Raw genomic sequence first — 19946 nt, 5'->3', positions numbered from 1 at the left:
GATCGGGGGCGCCGATCGGGTACTCCGGTCCCGGACACGCTGTGAATACGTCCCTGTACGCTCGACACGGGCCATCCATGGCCAGTGACGGTCCGGGACCGGAGCACCCGACCGCCGCCTGCGGCATTGGACAAGTTGGTAGGGTGGACCTTCAGGTCCACCATCCCGGGTTCCGGTGGATCGCCCGGATCATTGCCCCGGCTTGCGGGCGCCCTTGCACCTGCAGGCAACCCGCTCGCGCACGCCGTCAAGGCGGATGGCGGTGAGGGTGCCGCCCCAGAGACACCCGGTGTCGATGGTGACGAAGTCCTCGCCCTCCTCGAACCCAAGGGTGGACCAGTGCCCGCTGACCACTTTCAGCGGTTCGTCCACGGGCTTGCGCCCGGGGGTTTCGAACCAGGGGTAATGGCCCTCTGGCCGGGTCTCCGGCGCGCCCTTGTAGTCCATGAGCATGCGCTTTTCGGCGTCGCAGTAGCGCATGCGGGTAAAGGCGTTGATGATGAACCGCAACCGGTCCCAGCCTTCCAGTTGCGGTGACCAGCGGTCGGGCCGGTCGCCATAGAGATTGGCCATGAAGGCGTCGAAGTCGTCCTCCGGCGCCCGCAGGGCGGCCTCTCCTTCCGGCGCCAGACGGCGGGCGTCAGCCAGCGTCCAGCCCGGGTAAAGGCCCGCATGGAGCATGGCGTAGCCCAGCGCCGCGTCCTCGTGCATCAGCGGCTGGTGGCGCAGCCAGTGGAGCAGTTCGTCGCAATCGGGGGCATCCAGGATCTCCTGGATGGTGTCCGCCGGCTTCGGGGAAGCGTAGCCGCGCCAGCAGGCCAGCAGATGGATGTCGTGGTTGCCCAGGATGGTGATGGCGCTGTCGCCCAGGGCGTGGACGAAACGCAGGGCATCCAGGGATTCCGGGCCGCGGTTGACGATATCGCCCACGAACCATATGCGGTCCAGCGCCGGATCGAACCGCAGCTGCTCCAGCAGCCGCTGAAGCTCGCTGTTGCAGCCCTGGATGTCGCCGATACAGTAGATGGCCACTGCTGGAATCGATCCGGTTCAGTGAAGGGTGCGCGGGCCGGCCAGGGTGAACGGCGGGATCTCGGCGGTAAAGGTGACCCCGTCATCGGCCAGAAGCTCGTAGGTGCCGTGCATGCTGCCCACCGGCGTCTCCAGCATGGCGCCGCTGGTGTAGCGGAAGCCCTTGCCGGGTTCCAGGTGGGGCTGTTCGCCGACCACGCCTTCACCGCGTACCTCGCGCTCGTCGCCGTTGGCATCGGTGATGATCCAGTGGCGGCTGATGACCCGCGCGGGCACATCGCCGGTGTTGCGGATGGTGACCGTGTAACTGAACACGAATCGATCCTGCTCCGGCTCCGATTCGTCGTCCAGGTACGCGGGTTCCACGTCCACTTCGATGTTGTAGCGCTCGTTCTCTGTCATTGGCATGTGGTTCAGGCCGCGAGGGCGCTCGCCTTGTCATCCAGGCTGCGCAGCAGGTTGTTGTAGGAATCTAGGAACGCCTGTACACCATCCCGCTCCAGGGTCGCGGTGACCTCGGCGAGATCGATACCGGCCTGCTCCAGCCGGCTCAGGGTCGCGGCCGCGGTGTCCATGCCATCGTGGATGCGCGGCTTGGGATCACCGTGATCCCTGTAGGCGTCATAGGTGGCCGGCGGCAGGGTGTTCACCGTGCGGTCGCCGATCAACGCCTCGACGTACATGACATCGCTGTAATCCGGGTTCTTGGTGCCGGTGCTGGCCCACAGCAGCCGCTGTTCCCGGGCCCCGAGTGCGCGCAGGTCGTCGAAGCGGCCGCCGTCGAAGACCTCCTCGAAGTGGCGATAGGCACACTGGGCGTTGGCAATGGCGGCGGTGCCGCGCAGCGTGGCCAGTTCACCGTCCAGGCGCGGATCGATGGCGCTGTCCACGCGGCTGACGAAGAAGCTGGCCACCGAGCGTACGTGGTCCACCGCTTCGCCGCGGCGGGCGCGCTGCTGCAGCCCGGCCAGGTAAGCGTCCACCACTTCGGCGTAGCGCCGCAGGGAGAACAGCAGTGTCACGTTGACGTTGATGCCGTCGGCGATCAGCGTTTCGATGGCCGGCACCCCCTCGGCGGTGGCGGGCACCTTGACCATGACGTTGGGCCGGTCCATCCACGCCCACAGACGCCGTGCTTCGGCGATGGTGCCGTCGGTGTCGTGGGCCAGGGCGGGGGAGACCTCCATGCTGACCATGCCGTCCTCACCGCCGGTGCGCTGGTACACCGGGTCAAGCACATCGGCGGCGTCGCGGATGTCCGCCACCGCCAGGTGGTTGAACAGTTCCGCGGAGCTCAGCTCGGCGTTCTCCCGCAGGGCCGCGGCGATGGCATTGTCGTAGGTGTCGCCGCCGGAGATGGCCTTGTCGAAGATGGTCGGGTTCGAGGTGACGCCACGCAGGTCGTCGTCGGTGACCAGCCGCGCCAGCTCGCCGCCGTCCAGCATGTCCCGATGGATGTTGTCATACCAGACGCTCTGGCCGAGTTGGCCCAGGGCCTTCAGGGGATTCGTGCTCATGGGGACGCTCTCGCCTCGATTCGTTCGCAGGAGCCGGCATGGGGCCACGACAGGTGGCCATGCCTGCCCGAATGCGACAGTGTAACGGCTCAGCCAGTTCCCAGAAAGGGCCGCTACAACCGCACTGCCAGTACGTCGCACGGGGCGCCGTGGAGCACCGCGTTGGCGGTGGAGCCCAGCAGCAGGGCCAGGCCATGCCGGCCGTGGCTGCCGACCACGATCAGGTCGGCACCGATGGCGTCCGCATGGTCCAGTATCTCCTGTTTGGTGTAACCCGACGTCACGTGTTGCTCGGCGTCGTCGAGCCCTTCCGCGTGGGCGTATTCCCGGAGTCGTTCCCGCGCGGTGGTGACCATTTCCGCGTGCAGGTCCGCCTGCGGTGGAGCGGGGAACTCGCCGGCGGCGTCGATGGGGATGTGTTCCACCACGTGCACCAGGTGCAGGCATGCTTCACTGGCGTGGGCGAGCTGGCGGGCGCGGGCGGCGATGCGGCTGGCGTCCGGAGTGAAATCCACGGCCAGAAGAATGGTGTTGTAAGGCGTCACGGGCGCTCCTGCCGGTGTGCGAAGTGTTGGTGCCTCAGTCTCGCGGATTGGTGACACGCCCGGCAAGTCGCAGGAACGCCGGCAGGTCCAGTTGTTCGGCGCGGCTACCCGGGTCCACATCGCAGGCGCGGAGATCCTCCTCGCCGAGCAGGCCGCGCAGAGTGTTCCGCAGGGTCTTGCGACGCTGGGCGAAGGCTGCGGTGACCACCTGGCCGAGGCGGTCCGCCTCGTCGTGGCGCGCCGCCATGCCGTCCCGGGGCAGCAGCCGCACCACCGCCGAATCCACCGCCGGTGCCGGTCGAAACGCTCCCGGCGGCACCGTGAACAGGCGCTGTACTTCGCACTGGTACTGCACCATCACCGACAGCCGGCCGTAGGTACGGCTTCCCGGTCCCGCCACCATGCGGTCCACCACCTCCCGCTGCAGCATGAAATGCATGTCCCGGATGCAGCCGGCCTGGCCCAGCAGATGGAACAGCAACGGCGTGGAGATGTTGTAGGGCAGGTTGCCCACCAGGCGCAGGTCGGTGCCGTCGTGGCAGGTGCGGAAATCGAAGTTCAGCGCGTCTGCCCGGTGCACGGTCAGCTCCCCCAGGTTGCCGAGCTTCTCCATCAGCGGCGGCACCAGGTCACGGTCCATTTCCACTGCCTCGAGCCGGCCGGCGGCCTGAAGCAGGTCCCCGGTGAGCGCGCCCTCGCCGGGGCCGATCTCCACCAGCGCCTCGCCGGGCCGGGGGGCAACCGCGCGCAGGATGCGCCCGATGACGTGGCGGTCGTGGAGGAAATTCTGACCGAAGCGCCGGCGCGGGCGGTGACCGCTGGTCATGCCCGTGCCTGCGGTGCACCACCGGCCTGGCGCGAGCGGTGAACCAGCTGCCGTGCCAGCTCCAGTGCCGCCTCCAGACTGCCGCTGCGGGCATGGCCGCCACCGGCCAGGTCCAGGGCCGTGCCGTGGTCCACGGAGGTACGGATGATGGGCAGGCCCAGAGTGACGTTGACCGCCTGACCGAAGCCGGCGTGCTTGAGCACCGGCAGGCCCTGGTCGTGGTACATGGCCAGGACGGCGTCACCCTGGGTGAGGTTGTCCGGCGTGAACAGGGTGTCCGCCGGCAGCGGACCGTCCAGGCAGACCCCCTCACGCCGAAGGCGCTCCAGTACCGGTTGGATGATCTCCAGTTCCTCGCGTCCCAGGTGACCGCCCTCGCCGGCGTGGGGGTTGAGGCCGCTCACCAGCACCCGCGGCCGGGGTAGGCCGAACTTGACCTGAAGGTCGCGGACCAGGATACGGATGACCTGCTCCAGCCGTTCCGCCGTGATGGCGTCCGCGACCTGCCGCAGGGGCAGGTGGGTGGTGACCAGGGCGACCCGGAGTGCGTCGGCGACCAGCATCATCACCGGCAGGGCGGTGCCGGTCAGTTCCGCGAAGTACTCGGTGTGGCCGGAAAAGGGGATGCCGGCGTCGTTGATGACGCCTTTGTGTACCGGCGCGGTGACGATGGCATCGAAGACGCCGGACTGTGCCCCCTGTCCGGCCAGGCGCAGCATGTCCATCACTGCGGAGGCGTTGGCCGGATCCAGGGTGCCGGGGATCACTGGCTGCGCGGTGGGCGCGGGCAGCACCTGCAGGTGCTCCGTCCCGGGCATTGCTTCATGCCGCGCACACTCGCGGATGGCGGGCAGGGACAGGCCCAGCTGACGGGCCCGGGCCGCGAGGACATCGGGATCCCCGATAAGCACCGTGTCTGCCAGTGCCCCCCGTGCCGCCAGCGTCACCGCCAGATCCGGGCCGATTCCGGCCGGCTCGCCGACGGTGAGTGCCAGCAGCGGCGGGCGGTGCTCCGCCATCACCGGTCCAGCCGTAGTTCCACGTACGCGTCGTCGCGGAGTTCCCGCAGCCAGTTCTCCAGCGTCTCCTCGCTCTTGCGCTCGCGGATCTGCTGGACCGCCTGGGCACGGCGCCGTTCATCCGTGCTGTCATGTTCGCGGCGATCCAGAACCTCGACGATGTGCCAGCCGAACTGGGTCTCGAACGGGCGGCTGACTTCGCCGGGCTCCAGGCCGTCCATGACTTCCTCGAAATCGGGCACCAGCTGCCCCGGACTGATCCAACCGAGATCGCCGCCCTCGGAGGCACTGCCGCCGTCGTCGGAGTGGGCGCGGGCCAGCTCCTCAAAGGATTCGCCGTCGTCGATGCGGGCGTGGAGGTTCTCCAGCCGGGTGCGCGCATCCTCCGGCGTGACCACCTCGCTGGGCTGGATGAGGATGTGGCGGGCACGGGTCTGCTGCACCAACTCCTGGTCAGTGGCGCGCGTGTCCCGCAGCTGGACGATGTGGAAGCCACTGGGACTGCGCATCGGCCCCGCCAGATCGCCGACGCTCATGCCCATGACCTCGTCCTGGAACATCGAGGGCAGTTCGCCGGGGCGGCGCCACCCGAGATCGCCGCCTTCCAGGGCATCCTGAGCGTCGGAGACTTCGGCGGCCACCGTGGCGAAATCCTCGTCGCCATCCCGCAGGCGCTGCAACACCTCGCGGGCGCGCTGCTCGGCTTCCTCCGCCTCCTCCGGGTCGGCGGCCTCGGGCACGCCGATCAGGATATGCGATACCTGGAACTCGGTATCGTCCTCCCGCCCGGCGCGGCTCTCCAGGAATTCCTCGATGTCCCGTGAAGTCACCTCGATGCGCCGCTGCACCTGCTGCTGGTGCAGCCGCTGCAGCTTGATGTCGGTCCGGATATCCTCGCGGAAGCGGCCGAAGTCGATGCCTTCCCGGCTCACCGCCTGCCGGAACTGCTGCAGATTCATGTTGTTCTGCTGGGCGATGCGCTGCAGCGCGGCGTTGAGAGTGTTGTCATCGACGCTGATGCCCATGCGGTCTGCCCGTGCCAGCTGCAGCCGCTCCATGATGAGCTGCTCCATGACCTGGTCCACCAGGTCATCCCGCGCCGGCGGCCGTTGACCCTGGGCGCGCATACGCTGCTCCACCTCGTCGAGTTCGGCTTCCAGTTCGGACTGCAGGATGACGTTGTCATCCACCAGCGCCACGATGCGCTCCAGTGTCTGACCCGCCGTCGCGGTTGTGGCGAACACGGCCAGAGCGAGCGCCATGGCTGTCGCTGCGATCTGGCCTCCCAGTCGGGAAAGTTGGTGCTGCGTGCCGATCAATGCGGTTACCTCCGCCTGCCGTATCCGTAGATGGTGTCTTCCAGGAAATCCTGGACGTCGTCGCCGATGGAGCCCAGGCCGCGCAGCTCGAACTGCAGCATCACCGAGCGCTCCGGTTCGATGTCCTGCTCCTCGCGGTAGTAGCGCCCGAGCAGCCGCACGCTCCAGCAACAGTCGCGATATTGTAGACCGCCAAAGCTCTCCAGTGTTCGATCCTCCAGCATGGAATAGCTCCAGCCGCCCAGGACATGCCAGCGCGGGTGCACCGGCCAGGCCAGGCTGAAATCACGCTGCTCCAGCTCCAGGTCGCCGGCCATGTCCCGTCGTGCCCGGTAACCGGCGGAGAACACCGCATCCGGTCGCGGCCGGTAGTTCAGCCGCGCATCGCCGAGAGTGGTGCGATCAGTGTCCGGATTGTACTGGACCTCGGTGCTGGCCTGCAGGCCGGCGGGGAGGGTCAGGCGTGCCTCGCCGATGACGTCCGAGCGATTACGTTCCAGGCCCGGAGGAGGGTCGTCCGGGTCGAGAACCACCGTGCGATCATCGAAATACTGAATCTGCCCCGCCGCCAGACGGAAGAATTCGGCGCCGGTCTCGCGGCTGAGGAAGCGGCTGGTGAGGCCGACAGTGACCTGATTGGCGTCGCCGATGCGGTCTGGGCCGCTGAAGCGGTTCTCGGAGAAGAACTGGAACAGCCCCGGAATGGACTCGTCGGTATCGAACAGGGGTAGGTCGGACTGGTCCCGCTCCGGCACGTAGAGGTAGAACAGCCGGGGTTCCAGGGTTTGCCGCAAGGGCCGGCCGAAGGCCTCGAAGTGGCGCTCGAAGAACAGCCCGGTGTCCAGGCTGGCCACCGGCACGGTGCGGCTCGGATTTTCGTCCTCGGTGGTGTCGAGCTGGGCGTTGAACGGATCGGTGGCGCTGTCCAGATCGTACTGGGTGTGGCGTAGGGTCACCGCCGGTGTGAAGAAACCGCCCAACCCCACTGTGGGCCGGGACAGGCGCGGCGAGACATCGGCGCGGGCGCCGGTGATGCGTTGGTTGGCCTCCGGGTGGTCGAAGCGCACCAACTCGCTGTGCATGTCCCAGCGCAGGCCCAGGGGGCCGTCCTCCGGGTGGTGCTCCAGGGTCAGCCGCGGCAGGCGGCGGTAGGGCTCACGGCCACTGGCGATGTCCGGGTCCACGGTCTGGTAGACCTCGCCGGAGAGCTCGCTGGAGACGGCGCGGGTGTTGTAACGCAGGCGCCCCCGGGAGCGGAGGTGGCGGGTGCTGGACGTGCGCAGACTGTCGCCGAAGTCGCGGAAATACTGGTCGTCGCTGACCCGGGCGAGGTCGAGATCGCCACGGAGGTTGCTGGTGAAGCGGTGGCGATGGTCAAGGCTTGCCTGCCAGCGGTCGTCACCGAAGCGGTCGTCATCCGGCAGGTAGCCCCCGTCCATCTCACCCTGGAAGGAGCGCTGCAGGTAGCGGAACTCACCGCCCAGCATGGCGCCTCGGCGGCTCAGGTAGCGCGGCGCGATGGTGGCGTCGTAGTTGGGGGCGATGTTCCAGTAATAGGGCACCGTCAGGTCGGTGCCGCTGCGGTCGGACTGGCGCAGGGTGGGCGGCAGCAGACCGCTCTTGCGGCGGTCGTCGATGGGGAAGTTGACATACGGCGCATAGGCCACGGGCATGTCCCGCACCATGAGCCGGGCGTGCCAGGCTTCGCCGGTGCCGGTGTCGCGGTCCAGGCGGACCCGGTCGGCGCGCAGCATCCACGCCTCGTTGCCGGGCTCGCAGGTGGAGTAGGTGGTGCCGTGGCCGACGGTGACGCTGGCGTTTTCCAGCTCCATGCGTCGCGCCTCGCCCTGGGTCAGCGTCTCCGGGATCAGGTAGCGGGCACCGTCCACTTCCCCCTGGTCGCGGTCCAGACGCAGATACCCCTGGTCGGCGCCCAGCAGCAGCCCGGTTTCCTGGTACCGCAGATTCCCCCGGGCGTCGACGCGGCTTTCACGCTGCTCGTAGCGCAGTTCGTCGGCATCCAGCTGCTGGTCGGCCCGTTGCAGGCGCACATCGCCGCGCAGGCTGTGGACGCCGCTGGCGGTGTCGGAATGCATGGTGTCCGCATCGATGGCCACCTCGGCCCCTTCCCGTGGAGGCGGGGTGCGCGTGGGCTGGACCTGGGCGCCTTCCACCGGTGCAATGCAGCCTGCCCAGCGTCCATTGTCGCCACTGAGCAGCGGCCAGCGCTGGCCGTCGTCAGCTGCCGCGCTCCATGGCAGGGCCACCGTCGCGGCGAGTGCGGCTGCGGCGATTCTGCTGTCGCTGATGGTCGGGCGCATCGGCACGCTGGTGGCTTCCTGGCGGCGGCGAGTCCATCCCGGGATGCCGGCGGCACACCGTCCGGCGGCAGCGCGGGTCGGGAAGGTGGGTAAATTGGCACACTCGGGTGATTGCGGCAAACCCCGATGGGCAATGGCACCGCCTAGGCAGCATCGTGACCCCGGGACTGACTTCGGCAGTTCCCGAGACACCGCGGCGGCACTGCGGCACAATCCAACGAACTCGAGTCAGGACGGAGCAGGAGTCCCGGATGGCAGAAAGCGTTGCGGATGACCTTCGGCTGCAGGAGCTGAAGGCGTGGTTGCGGGACCAGGGTGTGCATCATGGGCCGATGACTCCGGCGTCGTCGGACGCCAGCTTCCGGCGCTACTTCCGCCTGGAGGCGGCGGGGCGCTCCCTGGTGGCCATGGATGCGCCGCCGGAACACGAGGATTGCGGTCCGTTCGTCCAGGTGGCGGAGCTCATGGTTGGTGCCGGTCTCAATGTGCCGGAGATCGTGGCGCGGGATCTGGACCGCGGCTTCCTGTTGCTGTCCGATCTCGGTGAGCGCACTTACCTGGAGGTGCTGGACGAGGACAACGCCGATGCCCTGATGGAGCCGGCGCTGGATGCGCTGGTGCGTTGGCAGGCGGCATCCCGGCCAGGGGTGCTGCCGTCCTATGATGCCGCTCTTCTGCACCGGGAGCTGCAGCTGTTCCCGGACTGGTATCTGGCGCACCACCTGGGGGTCGAGCCCTCGGCCAGCGAGAGCGCGGCGCTGGAGCGCATGTTTCGCGCACTGGTGGATCGCGCCCTGGAACAGCCCCGCGTCTGGGTCCACCGGGATTACATGCCCCGCAACCTGATGCCCGGCCAGCCACAGCCGGGCATTCTGGATTTCCAGGATGCCGTTGAAGGCCCGGTGAGCTACGACCTGATCTGCCTGCTGCGGGATGCCTTCATCAGCTGGCCCCGCAGTACCGAGTGGCGCTGGTTCTGCTACTACCACCAGGCGGCGCGGGCTGCCGGGGTACCGGTGCCGGAGCGCCTGAAGGCGTTCTGGTCCGATTGCACCTGGATGGGTGTGCAGCGCCATCTCAAGGTGCTGGGCATCTTTGCCCGCATCCGCTATCGCGACGGCAAGCCGCGCTACCTGGAAGACGCGCCGCGCTTCCTGGAGTATCTGCGCCGGGCCGCCGAGGACGAGCCGGAGCTTGGCGAGCTGCTGGCGCTGATGGATACCTGGCACGCCCGGGCACGGGGAGGATGACGGCCATGCACGGGATCCCCGCCATGATCCTGGCAGCCGGGCGTGGTGAACGCATGCGCCCGCTCACGGATCACACACCGAAGCCGCTGCTGGCCGCCGGCGGGCGGCCGCTGATCGACTGGCACCTGCTTCGGCTGGCCGGGGCCGGCTGCAGTCGAGTGGTGATTAACCTGGCGTGGCTGGGCGAGCAGATTGCAGAGCATGTCGGCGACGGCTCGCGCTGGGGCCTGGAGGTGAGCTACTCCCGGGAGGGTGAGCGCGGACTGGAAACCGGGGGCGGTATCGCTCGCGCCTTGCCGCTGCTCGGCGACGGGCCCTTTGTGGTGATGAACGGTGATGTCTGGTGCAACCTCGACCCAGCGCCGCTGCTCCGCCCGCCGGCCGGTCTTGCGCACCTGGTGCTGGTGCCGAACCCGGAGCACAACCGGGACGGTGACTTCGGCCTGCTGGGTGACGCCGTGGTGCCGGAGGGCGGCGAGCCGTTGACCTACAGCGGCATCGGCGTATTCCATCCGGATCTGTTCGCCGGTCATCCGGGCGGGGCGTTTCGCCTTGCACCCCTGCTGCGCCGGGCCATTGCCGCCGGCCAGGTCACAGGAGAGTGCCACCGGGGACGCTGGTGTGATGTCGGCACGCCGGAGCGGTTGCAGGCGCTGGATGTGGAGCTGCGTGGATGTCCGTGAGGGTCCCGATGACGCAGGACGCATCCGGCGCACCTGAAGGTGCGCCCTACGCGGGTGGATGGCCGCAAGGGGCGGGCTGCGCCGTAAACGCGTAGGGCGGATCTCGTAGGGTGGACCTTCAGGTCCACCTTCCCCGCCTAGTTCGGCCGCTGGTCGTGGGGCGGGATGGAGTAGGTGCAGGTGGCGTGGGCGCACATCTCCTCTTCGCCGTCGGCAACCATCTCCACTTCGCCGACGGCCAGGCGATTGCCCAACTTGAGCAGCCGGCACTCGGCGATGATGTCGCCGGCGGCGGGCTTGCGCATGAAGTTGATGTTCAGGGTGGTGGTCACCGCCATCATCACCGGGCCGATGGAGGCCAGCACGGCGCAGTACATGGCCGTGTCCGCCAGGGTCATCAGTGATGGCCCGGAGATGGTGTTGCCGGGGCGCAGGTTGGATCGGTGGAAGGGCATGCGCACGCGCACGAAACGATGCTCGGAGGCCTCCACGCGCCAGGTGTCCTCGCGCATGTCCGGGAACGCCTCCGCGAGCAGCGCCTGCAGTTCCGCTGGGTCCAGTTTTGCCATGCTTTATCCCTGTTGTCGTTGTTTTCCCGGAGTCTAACGATAACAGTGCTATTTTTGCCATGCCCGCCAGCGATTCGACTCAGCGCCCCACAGGGTCTGAGGTCCGCGGGACGCTCTGCGGGTCAGACGGTAGCAGTTCATCATGGAGACGCTGCATCACTGCCCGGCCCACGTCCGCGGGGGCTGCGCTGATGCCCAGGTCGCGCATCTGGGTCACCTGCAGCCCCTGGTAGCCGCAGGGGTTGATGCGCTGGAACGGTGTCAGGTCCATGTCCACGTTCAGGGCAACGCCGTGATAGCTCGCGCCGCGTCGCACACGCAGACCCACCGAAGCGATCTTGGCGTCGTCCACGTAGACGCCGGGGGCGTCGGGCTGCGCTGCGGCGGTGACGCCGTGCTCCGCCAGAAGATCGATGGTGACGGTCTCCAGCAGGGTAATCAACGTGCGGATGCCGAGCTTCCGCCGGCGCACATCCACCAGAACGTAGACCACCGCCTGGCCGGGGCCGTGGTAGGTGACCTGGCCGCCCCGGTCCACGGGCACCACGGGGATGTCCCCCGGCGCCAGCAAATGCTCCGGGCGCCCGTTCATGCCCTGGGTGAACACCGGCGGGTGCTCCAGGGCCCAGAGTTCGTCGGGTGTGGCGGCGTCACGGGTGTCGGTGAAGGCCTGCATGGCACGCCAGGTCGGCTCGTAGGGAACGCGGCCGAGTTCGTGCCGGATGATCGCCGTCGGGTCGGTCACAGGGTCATGACCACCCGCCGGTCGGCGTTGAGACTGCGGTAGATGGCGTCCAGCTGGGCCTTGCTGGACGCGGTCACGTTGACGGTGACCGAGACATAGGTACCGCGGCGGCTGGCGCTGGTGGCAACACTGTCATCGCCGACCTCCGGGGCGTGTTCCCGGACCAGGGCCAGTACATGCAGCACGAAATCCGGCTCCGCCGGTCCCATGGCCTTGATGGGGAACTCGCAGGGGAATTCCAGCAGTGTTTCGTCGTCCGGTGTACCCATGTGGTGTCTCCGCAGGACAGTGGGCGCGTTCACTGGCGCTGACGGCCCCAGTTTACGCGCCCGCATTGCCGGGTGCACGGCAGGGCTACTGGAAGCGCAGCATGATGCTGTCCACGAGGCCGCCAAAGAAGCCCGCCTCCTCGCCGTCTTCCAGCGCCACCAGGGGCACTTCGGCCACCACGGCGTCACCGATGCGCACCTCCACACTGCCCAGCTCCTCGCCGGCGCCGATGGGGGCGACGATGGTGGAGCGCAGATTCATCGTTGCTTCAAGGTTGTCGTATTCCCGTCGCGGCACCGTCACGTACAGCGGTTCCTGCAGGCCCACCCGCAGGGTGTCCGATGCACCTTTCCACAACTTCGGTTCTGCCAGCGCCTCGTTCTCGCCGTAGAGCTGGTAGGTGCCGAAGAAGCGGAAACCGTAGCCGAACAGGGCCTGACTCTGTTCCATGCGGGCATTGGCGCTGTCGGTGCCCATGACCACGGAGATCAGGCGCATGTCGTCACGCTGGGCGGAACTCACCAGGTTGTAGCCCGCCCCGGAGGTGTGCCCCGTCTTCAGGCCGTCAACACTGTCGTCGCGCCACAGCAGGCGGTTGCGGTTGCGCTGGGTAATGCCGGCGTAGCTGAACTCGCGCTGGGAGTAGTACTGGTAGAACTCGGGAAAGTCCCGGATCATGGCCTTGGCCAGGGTGGCGATATCCCGCGCGCTGGTTTGCTGTTCCGGGTCCGGCCAGCCAGTGGCGTTGACAAAGTTGGTATCGGTCATGCCCAGGCGTTCCGCTTCCTGGTTCATCAACTGGGCGAAGGTCTCCTCGTTGCCCGCGATGTGCTCGGCCAGCGCGACGCTGGCATCGTTACCGGACTGGATGATCATGCCCCGGAGGAGATCTTCCACCTCGACCTGCTTGCCCACTTCAACGAACATGCGCGAGCCGCCCATGCGCCAGGCGCGCTCGCTGATGGTGACCTCCTCGTCCAGGTCCAGATGGCCGTCGCGCAGCTCATTGAAGACCACATACGCGGTCATCAGCTTCACCAGGCTGGCCGGCTCCCGTTGCATGTCCGGTTCCCGGTCCGAGAGCACATGGCCGCTGTGGTAGTCGACAAGGATGTAGCTGGGGGCATTGATGGACGGCGGTGCCGGCGTGGGCACCGAGGGGCGTTCGGCAAGGGCCTGACCGCCCGTCAGGGTCAGGGTGAGCAGTAACAGCAGGGGAAGGAATCGGCGCATCGTGTCTCTCGTCAATAGGTCTGGTTCGCAGTCTCAGGCAAGACCCGGCGCGCGAGCATAGCACGCGGGTTGCGCAATCAGGGTTTCGCGGCGGCAGCGCCGTCAGTTGCCGACGACGACGTGATCGTCGCCGAAGCCGTTCTCGTTGAGCCGTGCCGAAAGGCTGTCCAGTTCGTCGCGGTCCGCCACGGGGCCGACGCGCACGCGATGGATGCCGTCCTGTTCGGTCACCTCCACTGGCCCGAGGCCTTCGTCTTCCAGGCGCTGGCGCAGGCGCTGGGCATTGTCCGCGCCGGAGAAGGCGCCGACCTGGAGTTGCAGCCCACCACCGTTGGCGCTGCTCTGCACGGGTGCATCCGGGTCGCCCTGGTCTTCAATGCGCTCCGCCACCCGCCTCGCATTGGCGGTGACCTGCTGGCCGGAGGTGGCCTCCGCGTTGTCGGACTCGGTCGGGGCCGAGTCCGCTGCGTCGCCGCCGCTGGGTTGCGGACCCGTCTCCGGGTCGTAGGCCAGGCTCAGGGCCTCGATGCGCACGGGCGCCGTGCCTGCGTCCAGCATGTCGATGCGCTGGGCGGCCGCGTAGGAGAGATCGATGACGCGGTTGTCGGCGAAGGGCCCGCGGTCGTTGACCCGGACGACGACGGACTTGCCGTTGTCGAGGTTGGTGACCTGCACGTACGTGGGCAGCGGCAGACTGGTGTGGGCCGCGGTCAGGGTGTACATGTCGTAGGGCTCGCCGCTGGACGTGCGGCGGCCGTGGAACTTCTTGCCGTACCAGGAGGCAACGCCTTCCTCGGAGAAGTCCCGGGCGTCCTCCAGGTCCATGACCTGGTACTGCTGGCCGAACACCTCGTAGGTGGCCGGGTTGCCGTAACGGCTCAGAGGCTCGTCCCTGGGTTCCGGCTCCTCCAGGTCGCTGAGGTCCGGCGCGACGTCGGGGCCGCGGTCCTGCTCTTCATCCAGCTGGCCCGGCGTGTCAGGTTCCTCGCGCGGTGCAGTGGCACAGGCGGTGAGCAGCAGTGTCAGGCACAGCAGCAGGAGCAGTCGGTTCATTGGTTGTGCTCGTCCTGGTTCCGGATGGCGCCGGCCAGCTGATAGGCGGCCAGTGCGTACAGTGGGCTGTGGTTGTAACGAGTGATGACGCGGAAATTATGCAGGCCGACCCAGTATTCCGTCTCATTGTCGCTGTCCAGCGCCAGTAGCAGCGCGGCGGCATCGTCGTCGAAGTCCCCCTCGGGCTCGATGCCGGCGGCGCGCAGCTCTCCCACAGTGGTGTTGAGGCGCATGCCGTCGTCCAGGAACTCGTCCACCCGGTCGGTGTTGTCCACCCGTGCCGGTGCGACCACGGGCTCACCTTCCCGCCAGCGATGCTCGGTAAAGTAGTTGGCCACGCTGGCCAGGGCGTCCGGGACGCTGTTCATGAGATCCCGGCGGCCGTCTCCGGAGCCGTCCACGGCGTAGTGGCGGTAACTGCTGGAGATGAACTGCGGAATCCCCATGGCCCCGGCGTAGGAGCCCCGGATACCGCTGACGTCCAGGTCCTCTTCGTCCACCAGCAGCAGGAAGTGCTCCAGTTCGCTGCGGAAGAAGTCGGCCCGGGGCGGATAGTCGAACGCCAGGGTCACCAGGGCGTCCAGTACCCGGTGCTGGCCGGGATGCTGTCCGTAGCGAGTCTCCACACCGACGATGGCCACCAGAACGGCCGGGTCGACGCCGTAGTCGTCAGCGATATCGTCCAGCAGCTCCCGGTGCTCGTCCATGAAGGCCGCGCCCTCGGCAATGCGATCGTCTTGGAGGAAGATGCGCCGATAGCGATGCCAGGGCAGGGCCTCCGCCGGCGAGGTGATGGCGTCGATGATGTCCTGCTGGTGGCGGGCGTCGGCCAGCAGCGTGTTCACCTGATCCCGGTCCAGGCCGTGCTCTTCGGCCATGTGGGTGGAGAAGGCCGACAGCGCCTCCTGTTGTTCCTCCAGAGGGTTGGCAGCGACCGGTTGAGCAGCGAGGCCGAAAGCCAGGGCCAGTGGCAGGCAGCGGGACCATCGAATGGGCATGAGCAGGCTCTTCTCGCAGTGTTGGTACAACGTCCACCTGCAGCGCGGGTCCCGCGCCACAGCTCCGTTTGATTCGTCAGGACGCCCAGAGTTTCCGGTGGGTGCGGATTGACATGAGAATACCGAACGCCGCCATCAGCGTCACCATGGACGTGCCGCCATAGGACACCAGCGGCAGTGGCAGCCCCACCACGGGCATCAGGCCGGAGACCATGCCGATGTTGACGAACACGTAGACGAAAAAGGTCAGGGTCAGGCTGCCGGCGAGCAACCGCCCATACGTGTCCTGGGCGTTCACGGCGATGTACAGTCCGCGGCCGATGATGAACAGGTACAGCGCCAGCAATTGCAACACGCCGATGAGACCGAACTCCTCGGCGAACACGGCGAAGATAAAGTCGGTGTGGCGCTCGGGCAGGAAATCCAGTTGTGACTGGGTGCCGTTCAGCCACCCTTTGCCGAACACGCCGCCGGAGCCGATGGCAATGGTGGACTGGATGATGTGATACCCCGCGCCCAGCGGGTCGCGCTCCGGATCGAACAGCGTCAGCACCCGCTGCTTCTGGTACTCCCGCATCAGGAACAGCCAGAACACGGGGATCATGGCCAGAATCGCCATCAGTACCGTGACCATGACACGCCATCGCAAGCCCGCCAGGAACAGTGCGAAAAAGCCCGATGCGCTCACCAGCAATGCGGTGCCGAGGTCGGGCTGCAGGATGATGAGCCCGGTGGGTACCGCGATGGCTACGGTGGCCAGCAGGACGCTGGGCAGACTGGGTGGCAGCGGCCGCATGCTCAGGTACCACGCCACAGCCATGGGGATGGCGAGTTTCATCAGCTCCGCGGGCTGGAACCGGAACAGCCCCAGGTCGAGCCAGCGCTGTGCCCCCTGGCCCACGGTGCCTACCAGCAGCACCAGGACCAGCATGACCAGACCTCCCAGGAACACCCAGGGTGTCCAGCGACGCAGGGTGTCCGGCGGGATCTGCGCCATCACCACCATGCCGGTGAAGGCCGCCGACAGACGGATGACCTGGTTCTGCACCGCGTCCATGGATTGATTGGTGGCGCTGTAGAGGACTGCAATGCCGGCGCAGGAGAGCAGCAGTAATGCGGTGACCAGCTGCACGTCCAGATGCAGCACCCGCTGCAGCACCGAGATGTGGCGCGGCGAGGTGACGCGATCGGAGAGTTCAGCCATGGTCCACCTCTCCATCGATGCCCTGCATGAAGGCATCCAGCACCTGACGGACCTTGGGTGCGGCCACGCCACCGCCGCTGCCGCCATGCTCCACCAGCGCCGCCACGGCGATCCGCGGATTGTCCGCGGGTGCAAATGCGGTGAACAGGGCATGGTCGCGGAAGCGGCGCTCCAGTTCCTCTTCGTCGTACTCTTCGTCCTGTCCCAGGCTGAATACCTGGGAGGTGCCGGTCTTGCCGGCAATGCGATAGTTCAGGTCCGAGCTGATGCTGCGAGCAGTGCCCCGGCTCCCGTGAACCGACTCTTCCATGGACTTGAATACCACGTCCCAGAGGGACTCGTCGTCCAGTTCCACCACCCGTTTGCGCTGGGCGTCTTCGGTGGCGAGGGTTTCGCCGTTGGTGGCGTCGTGGACCGCGCGGAGGATGCGCGGGCCGACGGAGACACCCCGGTTGGCGATGATGGCGGTGGCGTGGGCCAGTTGCAGCGGCGTGCTGAGGAAATACCCCTGACCGATGGAGGTGATGATGGTCTCGCCATGGAACCAGCCCTCGCCGCGGGCCTGGCGCTTCCAGTCCCGCGACGGCAGGATGCCGCCGCGCTCGCCCGGAATGCCGACGCCGGGGGCACGACCGAAGCCGAAGCGCTCCAGGAATGCCGCCATGCGGTCGATGCCAAGCTCATAGCCCAGCTTGTAGTAGTAGACGTCGCAGGACTGGATCATGGCGTCCAGGAAGTCCATGTCGCCATGACCACGACGGCGCCAGCAGCGCCAGCGGTGGTCGACATTGTCGATGCTGAAGTGACCCGGACAGAACACCGTGTCGTCCGGATCGAAGATGCCGTGCTCGAGCCCGGCAAGGCCGATGAACGGCTTGATGGTGGAGCCCGGCGGATATTGCCCACGCACGGCGCGATTGAACAGCGGCCGTTCCGGGTCCTCCTGCAGGGCGGCGTAGGTGGCGCGGTCGACGCCGTTGACGAAGATGTTCGGATCGAAGGAGGGCATGCTGGCCAGGGCCAGGATGTCGCCGGTGCGCACGTCCATGGCGACGATGGACCCGGATTCGTCCCCCATGGCCACCTCGGCCACGCGCTGCAGGCGGCTGTCCAGGGTGAGTACCATGTCGTCGCCGGGTTCCGGCGCACGCCGTCCCAGGGGCTGGATGACCCGGCCCAGGGCGTTGGTCTCCACCTGCTCCAGGCCGGCGTGGCCGTGCAGACGTTCCTCGAACTGCAACTCGGTACCGGTCTTGCCAATGTGGCTGCTGCCGCCATAGCGGCGCCGGTCCACCCGCCGGAGCTCGCGTTCGTTGATACGGCCCACGTAACCGATGGCGTGGGCGGCGTGGGGGCCATGGGGGTAGTGGCGACTCAGTCGTGCTTCCACCTCGACGCCGGGGAAGCGATGCCGGTTGGCGGCGAAGGCCGCGACTTCGCGGTCCGTGAGGCGTACCTTGAGCGGCAGCGCCTCGAAGTGCCGGGAGCGCGCGCGCAGCCCCTGGAAACGGTCCATCTCGGCGTCGCCGATATCGAGGATCTCGCCGAGCCCCGCCAGGGTGGTGTCCATGTCCGGCACCTGTTCCGGCGTCAGCAGCAGCTGGAAGTTGGGTCGGTTCTCGGCCAGGACCATACCGTTGCGGTCATGGATGAGACCGCGGTTCGGCGGGATCGGTACCAGTTTCACGCGGTTGGCCTGCGACAGGGTCGCGTAGCGTTGATGGCCGGCAACCTGGAGCTGGCCCATACGTCCACCCAGCAGTCCCATGATGACCAGCACGCCCGCCCCGGCGAGGAACGTGCGCCGGGTGAACTGGCGCTTCTCCTGGGTTCTGTCGTGAAGCTGGTTGTGGTGGTCGCCGGCCATGATTACTGCACACTGAAGCGGCGGCGTACGCCGCGCATGATGACGAATATCCAGGGCCACAGCAGCGTGCCCACCAGGGGCGGCAGCCAGTAAGCCACACCCGGCACCGGTTGATTGGCAAGACCGCTGATCCAGGCCTGGATCAGGTTGATCAGGAGTAGCAGCAGCAGGACGATGAGGGCCTGCTGTGGCAACGGATAGACCCGGATGCGCTGATGCAGGCGCAGCACCAGGTAGGCCACCAGCGCGTAGGCCAGGGCGTGCTGCCCCAGCAGGGTCGACTGCACCGCGTCCTGTCCCAGCCCAACCAGCCAGGCGATCACCACGCCGACCCGGTGGGGAACCGCCATGCACCAGTAGATCAGCACCAGTGCCGCCCATTCCGGCCGTGCCAGACGCGCCCATTCCGGCAGCGGCATCACGGTCAGCATGTAGGCGACCAGGATGCTCACGAAGATGATCCAGCCGCCGCGCTGCAGCGCCAGAGTCATCGCTGGTCGTCCTCCCGCGCGAGATCTTCGACGCTCTGGAGTTGGTCCATGGTGTCGTCGTCGAGTTCGTCCTCGTCGCGCTGCTCGCGCGCGCGGACCAGCAGCATTTCCCGGCTGCGGTCCAGTTGTGCCAGCGGGCTTGCGGTGATGCGGGCAAAGGACTCACCCGGCTGGCGTTCGACACTTGTCACTTCGGCCACCGGATAGCCGCGGGGGAAGCGACCGCCAAGCCCGGAGGTCACCAGCAGGTCACCCTCTTCGATGTCGGCATTGTTCGGCAGGTGCGGGATGTCCAGTTCCCGCAGGTTGCCGCCGCCGAAGGCAATGGCGCGCAGGCCGTTGCGATTGACCTGCACCGGCACGGCGTGACTCGGGTCGGTGATCAGGCGGACCACGGCGCTGGAGCGGCTGACGCTGTCGACCTGCCCCATGACGCCGTCGGCGTCGATTACCGGTTGTCCGGCAAAGACCCCGTGGCGCGAGCCCTTGTCCACGCGGATGATGTGGCGATACGGATCAAGGTCCACCCGCATCAGTTCGGCGATGAGGACCGATTCCTCCACTTCGTAGGCGGAGCCCAGCAACCCCTGAAGGCGAATGTTCTCCCGTTCCAGCTGGTCCAGGCGCTGCAGGCGCGCCTCGTAGAGCAGATGCTGGTCGCGCAACCGGGCGTTTTCCTCGATCAGCGCGGAGCGGCTGGCCAGACGCTCCGAGGCATAGCCGGCCAGATCGAAGGGCAGGTTCACCGCATAGTGAACCGGATGGATCGCGGTCTGCACTGCAGTGCGCACCGGTTCACCAAGATGCTCCCGTTGGTCGAGCGTCATGAGTCCTGCCGATACGAGCACCAGCAGGATGAGGCGGGTGGTTGCCGATGGCCCCTGGGCGAATAGTGGTTTAATGGTGTTCCCCGTCCATCATGATCATGCTTCAGCGTTGCCGCAGCAGGCGGCGGTGCTGGCCCCACAGCAGGGGCGCCGTTGCCAGTGTCCTACTGTAACGGA

20 protein-coding genes are annotated in these 19946 nt (G+C 67.4%); 2 read left to right on the top strand and 18 right to left on the bottom strand.

What is annotated here, in order from left to right; all coding sequences use genetic code 11:
- Window positions 1-189: 189 nt before the first annotated feature.
- From KU884_RS15475 to KU884_RS15440, 8 genes are all read right to left on the bottom strand, one after another.
- Window positions 190-1032 carry a symmetrical bis(5'-nucleosyl)-tetraphosphatase gene (locus tag KU884_RS15475; RefSeq protein WP_167783464.1) on the bottom strand — a complete coding sequence of 281 codons (843 nt, stop codon included), beginning with the start codon at window positions 1030-1032 and terminating at the stop codon, window positions 190-192.
- A gap of 18 nt (window positions 1033-1050) precedes the next feature.
- The gene (apaG, locus tag KU884_RS15470) at window positions 1051-1434 is read right to left on the bottom strand and encodes a Co2+/Mg2+ efflux protein ApaG (protein WP_167783463.1); all 384 of its coding nucleotides are present in this window, start codon (window positions 1432-1434) and stop codon (window positions 1051-1053) included.
- Window positions 1435-1445: 11 nt separating this feature from the next.
- A complete protein-coding gene (gene tal, locus KU884_RS15465; protein WP_167783462.1) occupies window positions 1446-2549 on the bottom strand; it encodes a transaldolase in 1104 nt (367 codons plus the stop codon).
- A 113-nt stretch (window positions 2550-2662) separates the two neighbouring features.
- On the bottom strand, window positions 2663-3094 hold the full coding sequence (locus KU884_RS15460; RefSeq protein WP_254432074.1) for a universal stress protein: 432 nt from the start codon (window positions 3092-3094) through the stop codon (window positions 2663-2665).
- A gap of 34 nt (window positions 3095-3128) precedes the next feature.
- Window positions 3129-3920 carry a 16S rRNA (adenine(1518)-N(6)/adenine(1519)-N(6))-dimethyltransferase RsmA gene (gene rsmA / locus KU884_RS15455; protein WP_167783460.1) on the bottom strand — a complete coding sequence of 264 codons (792 nt, stop codon included), beginning with the start codon at window positions 3918-3920 and terminating at the stop codon, window positions 3129-3131.
- Window positions 3917-4939, bottom strand: a complete 1023-nt coding sequence (gene pdxA / locus KU884_RS15450) for a 4-hydroxythreonine-4-phosphate dehydrogenase PdxA (RefSeq protein ID WP_167783459.1) — start codon at window positions 4937-4939, stop codon at window positions 3917-3919. Before pdxA ends, rsmA begins: the two co-directional genes overlap by 4 nt.
- Window positions 4939-6201, bottom strand: a complete 1263-nt coding sequence (locus KU884_RS15445) for a peptidylprolyl isomerase (protein ID WP_167783458.1) — start codon at window positions 6199-6201, stop codon at window positions 4939-4941. Before KU884_RS15445 ends, pdxA begins: the two co-directional genes overlap by 1 nt.
- A gap of 62 nt (window positions 6202-6263) precedes the next feature.
- Entirely contained in the window at window positions 6264-8579 is a 2316-nt protein-coding gene (locus KU884_RS15440; RefSeq protein ID WP_254432272.1) for an LPS-assembly protein LptD, read from the bottom strand.
- A 251-nt stretch (window positions 8580-8830) separates the two neighbouring features.
- Here KU884_RS15440 and KU884_RS15435 point away from each other — a divergent pair, with 251 nt between their 5' ends.
- Window positions 8831-9829: an aminoglycoside phosphotransferase family protein gene (locus KU884_RS15435; RefSeq protein WP_167783456.1), complete on the top strand. Its 999-nt coding sequence runs from the start codon at window positions 8831-8833 to the stop codon at window positions 9827-9829.
- Window positions 9830-9843: 14 nt separating this feature from the next.
- Window positions 9844-10512 (top strand): N-acetylmuramate alpha-1-phosphate uridylyltransferase MurU, encoded by a 669-nt coding sequence (gene murU / locus KU884_RS15430; RefSeq protein WP_254432271.1) that lies wholly within the window; start codon window positions 9844-9846, stop codon window positions 10510-10512.
- Between the two features lie 137 nt (window positions 10513-10649).
- Here the strand turns inward: murU and KU884_RS15425 are convergent, their stop codons facing one another.
- From KU884_RS15425 to mreC, 10 genes are all read right to left on the bottom strand, one after another.
- Window positions 10650-11081, bottom strand: a complete 432-nt coding sequence (locus tag KU884_RS15425) for a PaaI family thioesterase (RefSeq protein WP_167783454.1) — start codon at window positions 11079-11081, stop codon at window positions 10650-10652.
- 79 nt (window positions 11082-11160) lie between these two features.
- Window positions 11161-11757 (bottom strand): lipoyl(octanoyl) transferase LipB, encoded by a 597-nt coding sequence (gene lipB, locus KU884_RS15420; RefSeq protein ID WP_254432270.1) that lies wholly within the window; start codon window positions 11755-11757, stop codon window positions 11161-11163.
- A gap of 65 nt (window positions 11758-11822) precedes the next feature.
- A complete protein-coding gene (locus KU884_RS15415) occupies window positions 11823-12095 on the bottom strand; it encodes a YbeD family protein (RefSeq protein WP_167783452.1) in 273 nt (90 codons plus the stop codon).
- Between the two features lie 85 nt (window positions 12096-12180).
- Window positions 12181-13329 carry a D-alanyl-D-alanine carboxypeptidase family protein gene (locus tag KU884_RS15410; protein ID WP_167783451.1) on the bottom strand — a complete coding sequence of 383 codons (1149 nt, stop codon included), beginning with the start codon at window positions 13327-13329 and terminating at the stop codon, window positions 12181-12183.
- Window positions 13330-13431: 102 nt separating this feature from the next.
- Window positions 13432-14382 carry a septal ring lytic transglycosylase RlpA family protein gene (locus KU884_RS15405; protein WP_167783450.1) on the bottom strand — a complete coding sequence of 317 codons (951 nt, stop codon included), beginning with the start codon at window positions 14380-14382 and terminating at the stop codon, window positions 13432-13434.
- Window positions 14379-15380: a lytic murein transglycosylase B gene (gene mltB / locus KU884_RS15400; RefSeq protein WP_217351384.1), complete on the bottom strand. Its 1002-nt coding sequence runs from the start codon at window positions 15378-15380 to the stop codon at window positions 14379-14381. Before mltB ends, KU884_RS15405 begins: the two co-directional genes overlap by 4 nt.
- A 76-nt stretch (window positions 15381-15456) precedes the next feature.
- Entirely contained in the window at window positions 15457-16584 is a 1128-nt protein-coding gene (gene rodA / locus KU884_RS15395) for a rod shape-determining protein RodA (protein ID WP_167783449.1), read from the bottom strand.
- Window positions 16577-18451: a penicillin-binding protein 2 gene (mrdA, locus tag KU884_RS15390; RefSeq protein WP_167783448.1), complete on the bottom strand. Its 1875-nt coding sequence runs from the start codon at window positions 18449-18451 to the stop codon at window positions 16577-16579. Before mrdA ends, rodA begins: the two co-directional genes overlap by 8 nt.
- Before the next feature lie 2 nt (window positions 18452-18453).
- Complete coding sequence (gene mreD, locus KU884_RS15385) at window positions 18454-18942, bottom strand: rod shape-determining protein MreD (RefSeq protein WP_167783447.1); 489 nt, start codon at window positions 18940-18942, stop codon at window positions 18454-18456.
- Window positions 18939-19790, bottom strand: coding sequence for a rod shape-determining protein MreC (mreC, locus tag KU884_RS15380; protein WP_254432073.1), 852 nt, complete (start codon window positions 19788-19790; stop codon window positions 18939-18941). The genes mreD and mreC overlap by 4 nt, the downstream gene beginning before the upstream one ends.
- Window positions 19791-19946: the final 156 nt, after the last annotated feature.

It is taken from the genome of Aquisalimonas sp. 2447, assembly GCF_012044895.1.
Taxonomy (GTDB): Bacteria; Pseudomonadota; Gammaproteobacteria; order Nitrococcales; family Aquisalimonadaceae; genus Aquisalimonas.
The sequence above is the reverse complement of the archived record's forward strand: the minus strand, read 5'-3'. Positions and strand labels throughout refer to the sequence as shown.

Bases quoted from the DNA above. Each gene is read 5' to 3' on its own strand.
- apaG (WP_167783463.1), bottom strand. From the start codon at position 1,434: ATGACAGAGAACGAGCGCTACAACATCGAAGTGGACGTGGAACCCGCG.
- tal (WP_167783462.1), bottom strand. From the start codon at position 2,549: ATGAGCACGAATCCCCTGAAGGCCCTGGGCCAACTCGGCCAGAGCGTC.
- rsmA (WP_167783460.1), bottom strand. From the start codon at position 3,920: ATGACCAGCGGTCACCGCCCGCGCCGGCGCTTCGGTCAGAATTTCCTC.
- pdxA (WP_167783459.1), bottom strand. From the start codon at position 4,939: ATGGCGGAGCACCGCCCGCCGCTGCTGGCACTCACCGTCGGCGAGCCG.
- KU884_RS15445 (WP_167783458.1), bottom strand. From the start codon at position 6,201: ATGGCGCTCGCTCTGGCCGTGTTCGCCACAACCGCGACGGCGGGTCAG.
- KU884_RS15440 (WP_254432272.1), bottom strand. From the start codon at position 8,579: ATGCGCCCGACCATCAGCGACAGCAGAATCGCCGCAGCCGCACTCGCC.
- KU884_RS15435 (WP_167783456.1), top strand. From the start codon at position 8,831: ATGGCAGAAAGCGTTGCGGATGACCTTCGGCTGCAGGAGCTGAAGGCG.
- KU884_RS15425 (WP_167783454.1), bottom strand. From the start codon at position 11,081: ATGGCAAAACTGGACCCAGCGGAACTGCAGGCGCTGCTCGCGGAGGCG.
- lipB (WP_254432270.1), bottom strand. From the start codon at position 11,757: ATGCAGGCCTTCACCGACACCCGTGACGCCGCCACACCCGACGAACTC.
- KU884_RS15415 (WP_167783452.1), bottom strand. From the start codon at position 12,095: ATGGGTACACCGGACGACGAAACACTGCTGGAATTCCCCTGCGAGTTC.
- KU884_RS15410 (WP_167783451.1), bottom strand. From the start codon at position 13,329: ATGCGCCGATTCCTTCCCCTGCTGTTACTGCTCACCCTGACCCTGACG.
- KU884_RS15405 (WP_167783450.1), bottom strand. From the start codon at position 14,382: ATGAACCGACTGCTCCTGCTGCTGTGCCTGACACTGCTGCTCACCGCC.
- mltB (WP_217351384.1), bottom strand. From the start codon at position 15,380: ATGCCCATTCGATGGTCCCGCTGCCTGCCACTGGCCCTGGCTTTCGGC.
- rodA (WP_167783449.1), bottom strand. From the start codon at position 16,584: ATGGCTGAACTCTCCGATCGCGTCACCTCGCCGCGCCACATCTCGGTG.
- mrdA (WP_167783448.1), bottom strand. From the start codon at position 18,451: ATGGCCGGCGACCACCACAACCAGCTTCACGACAGAACCCAGGAGAAG.
- mreD (WP_167783447.1), bottom strand. From the start codon at position 18,942: ATGACTCTGGCGCTGCAGCGCGGCGGCTGGATCATCTTCGTGAGCATC.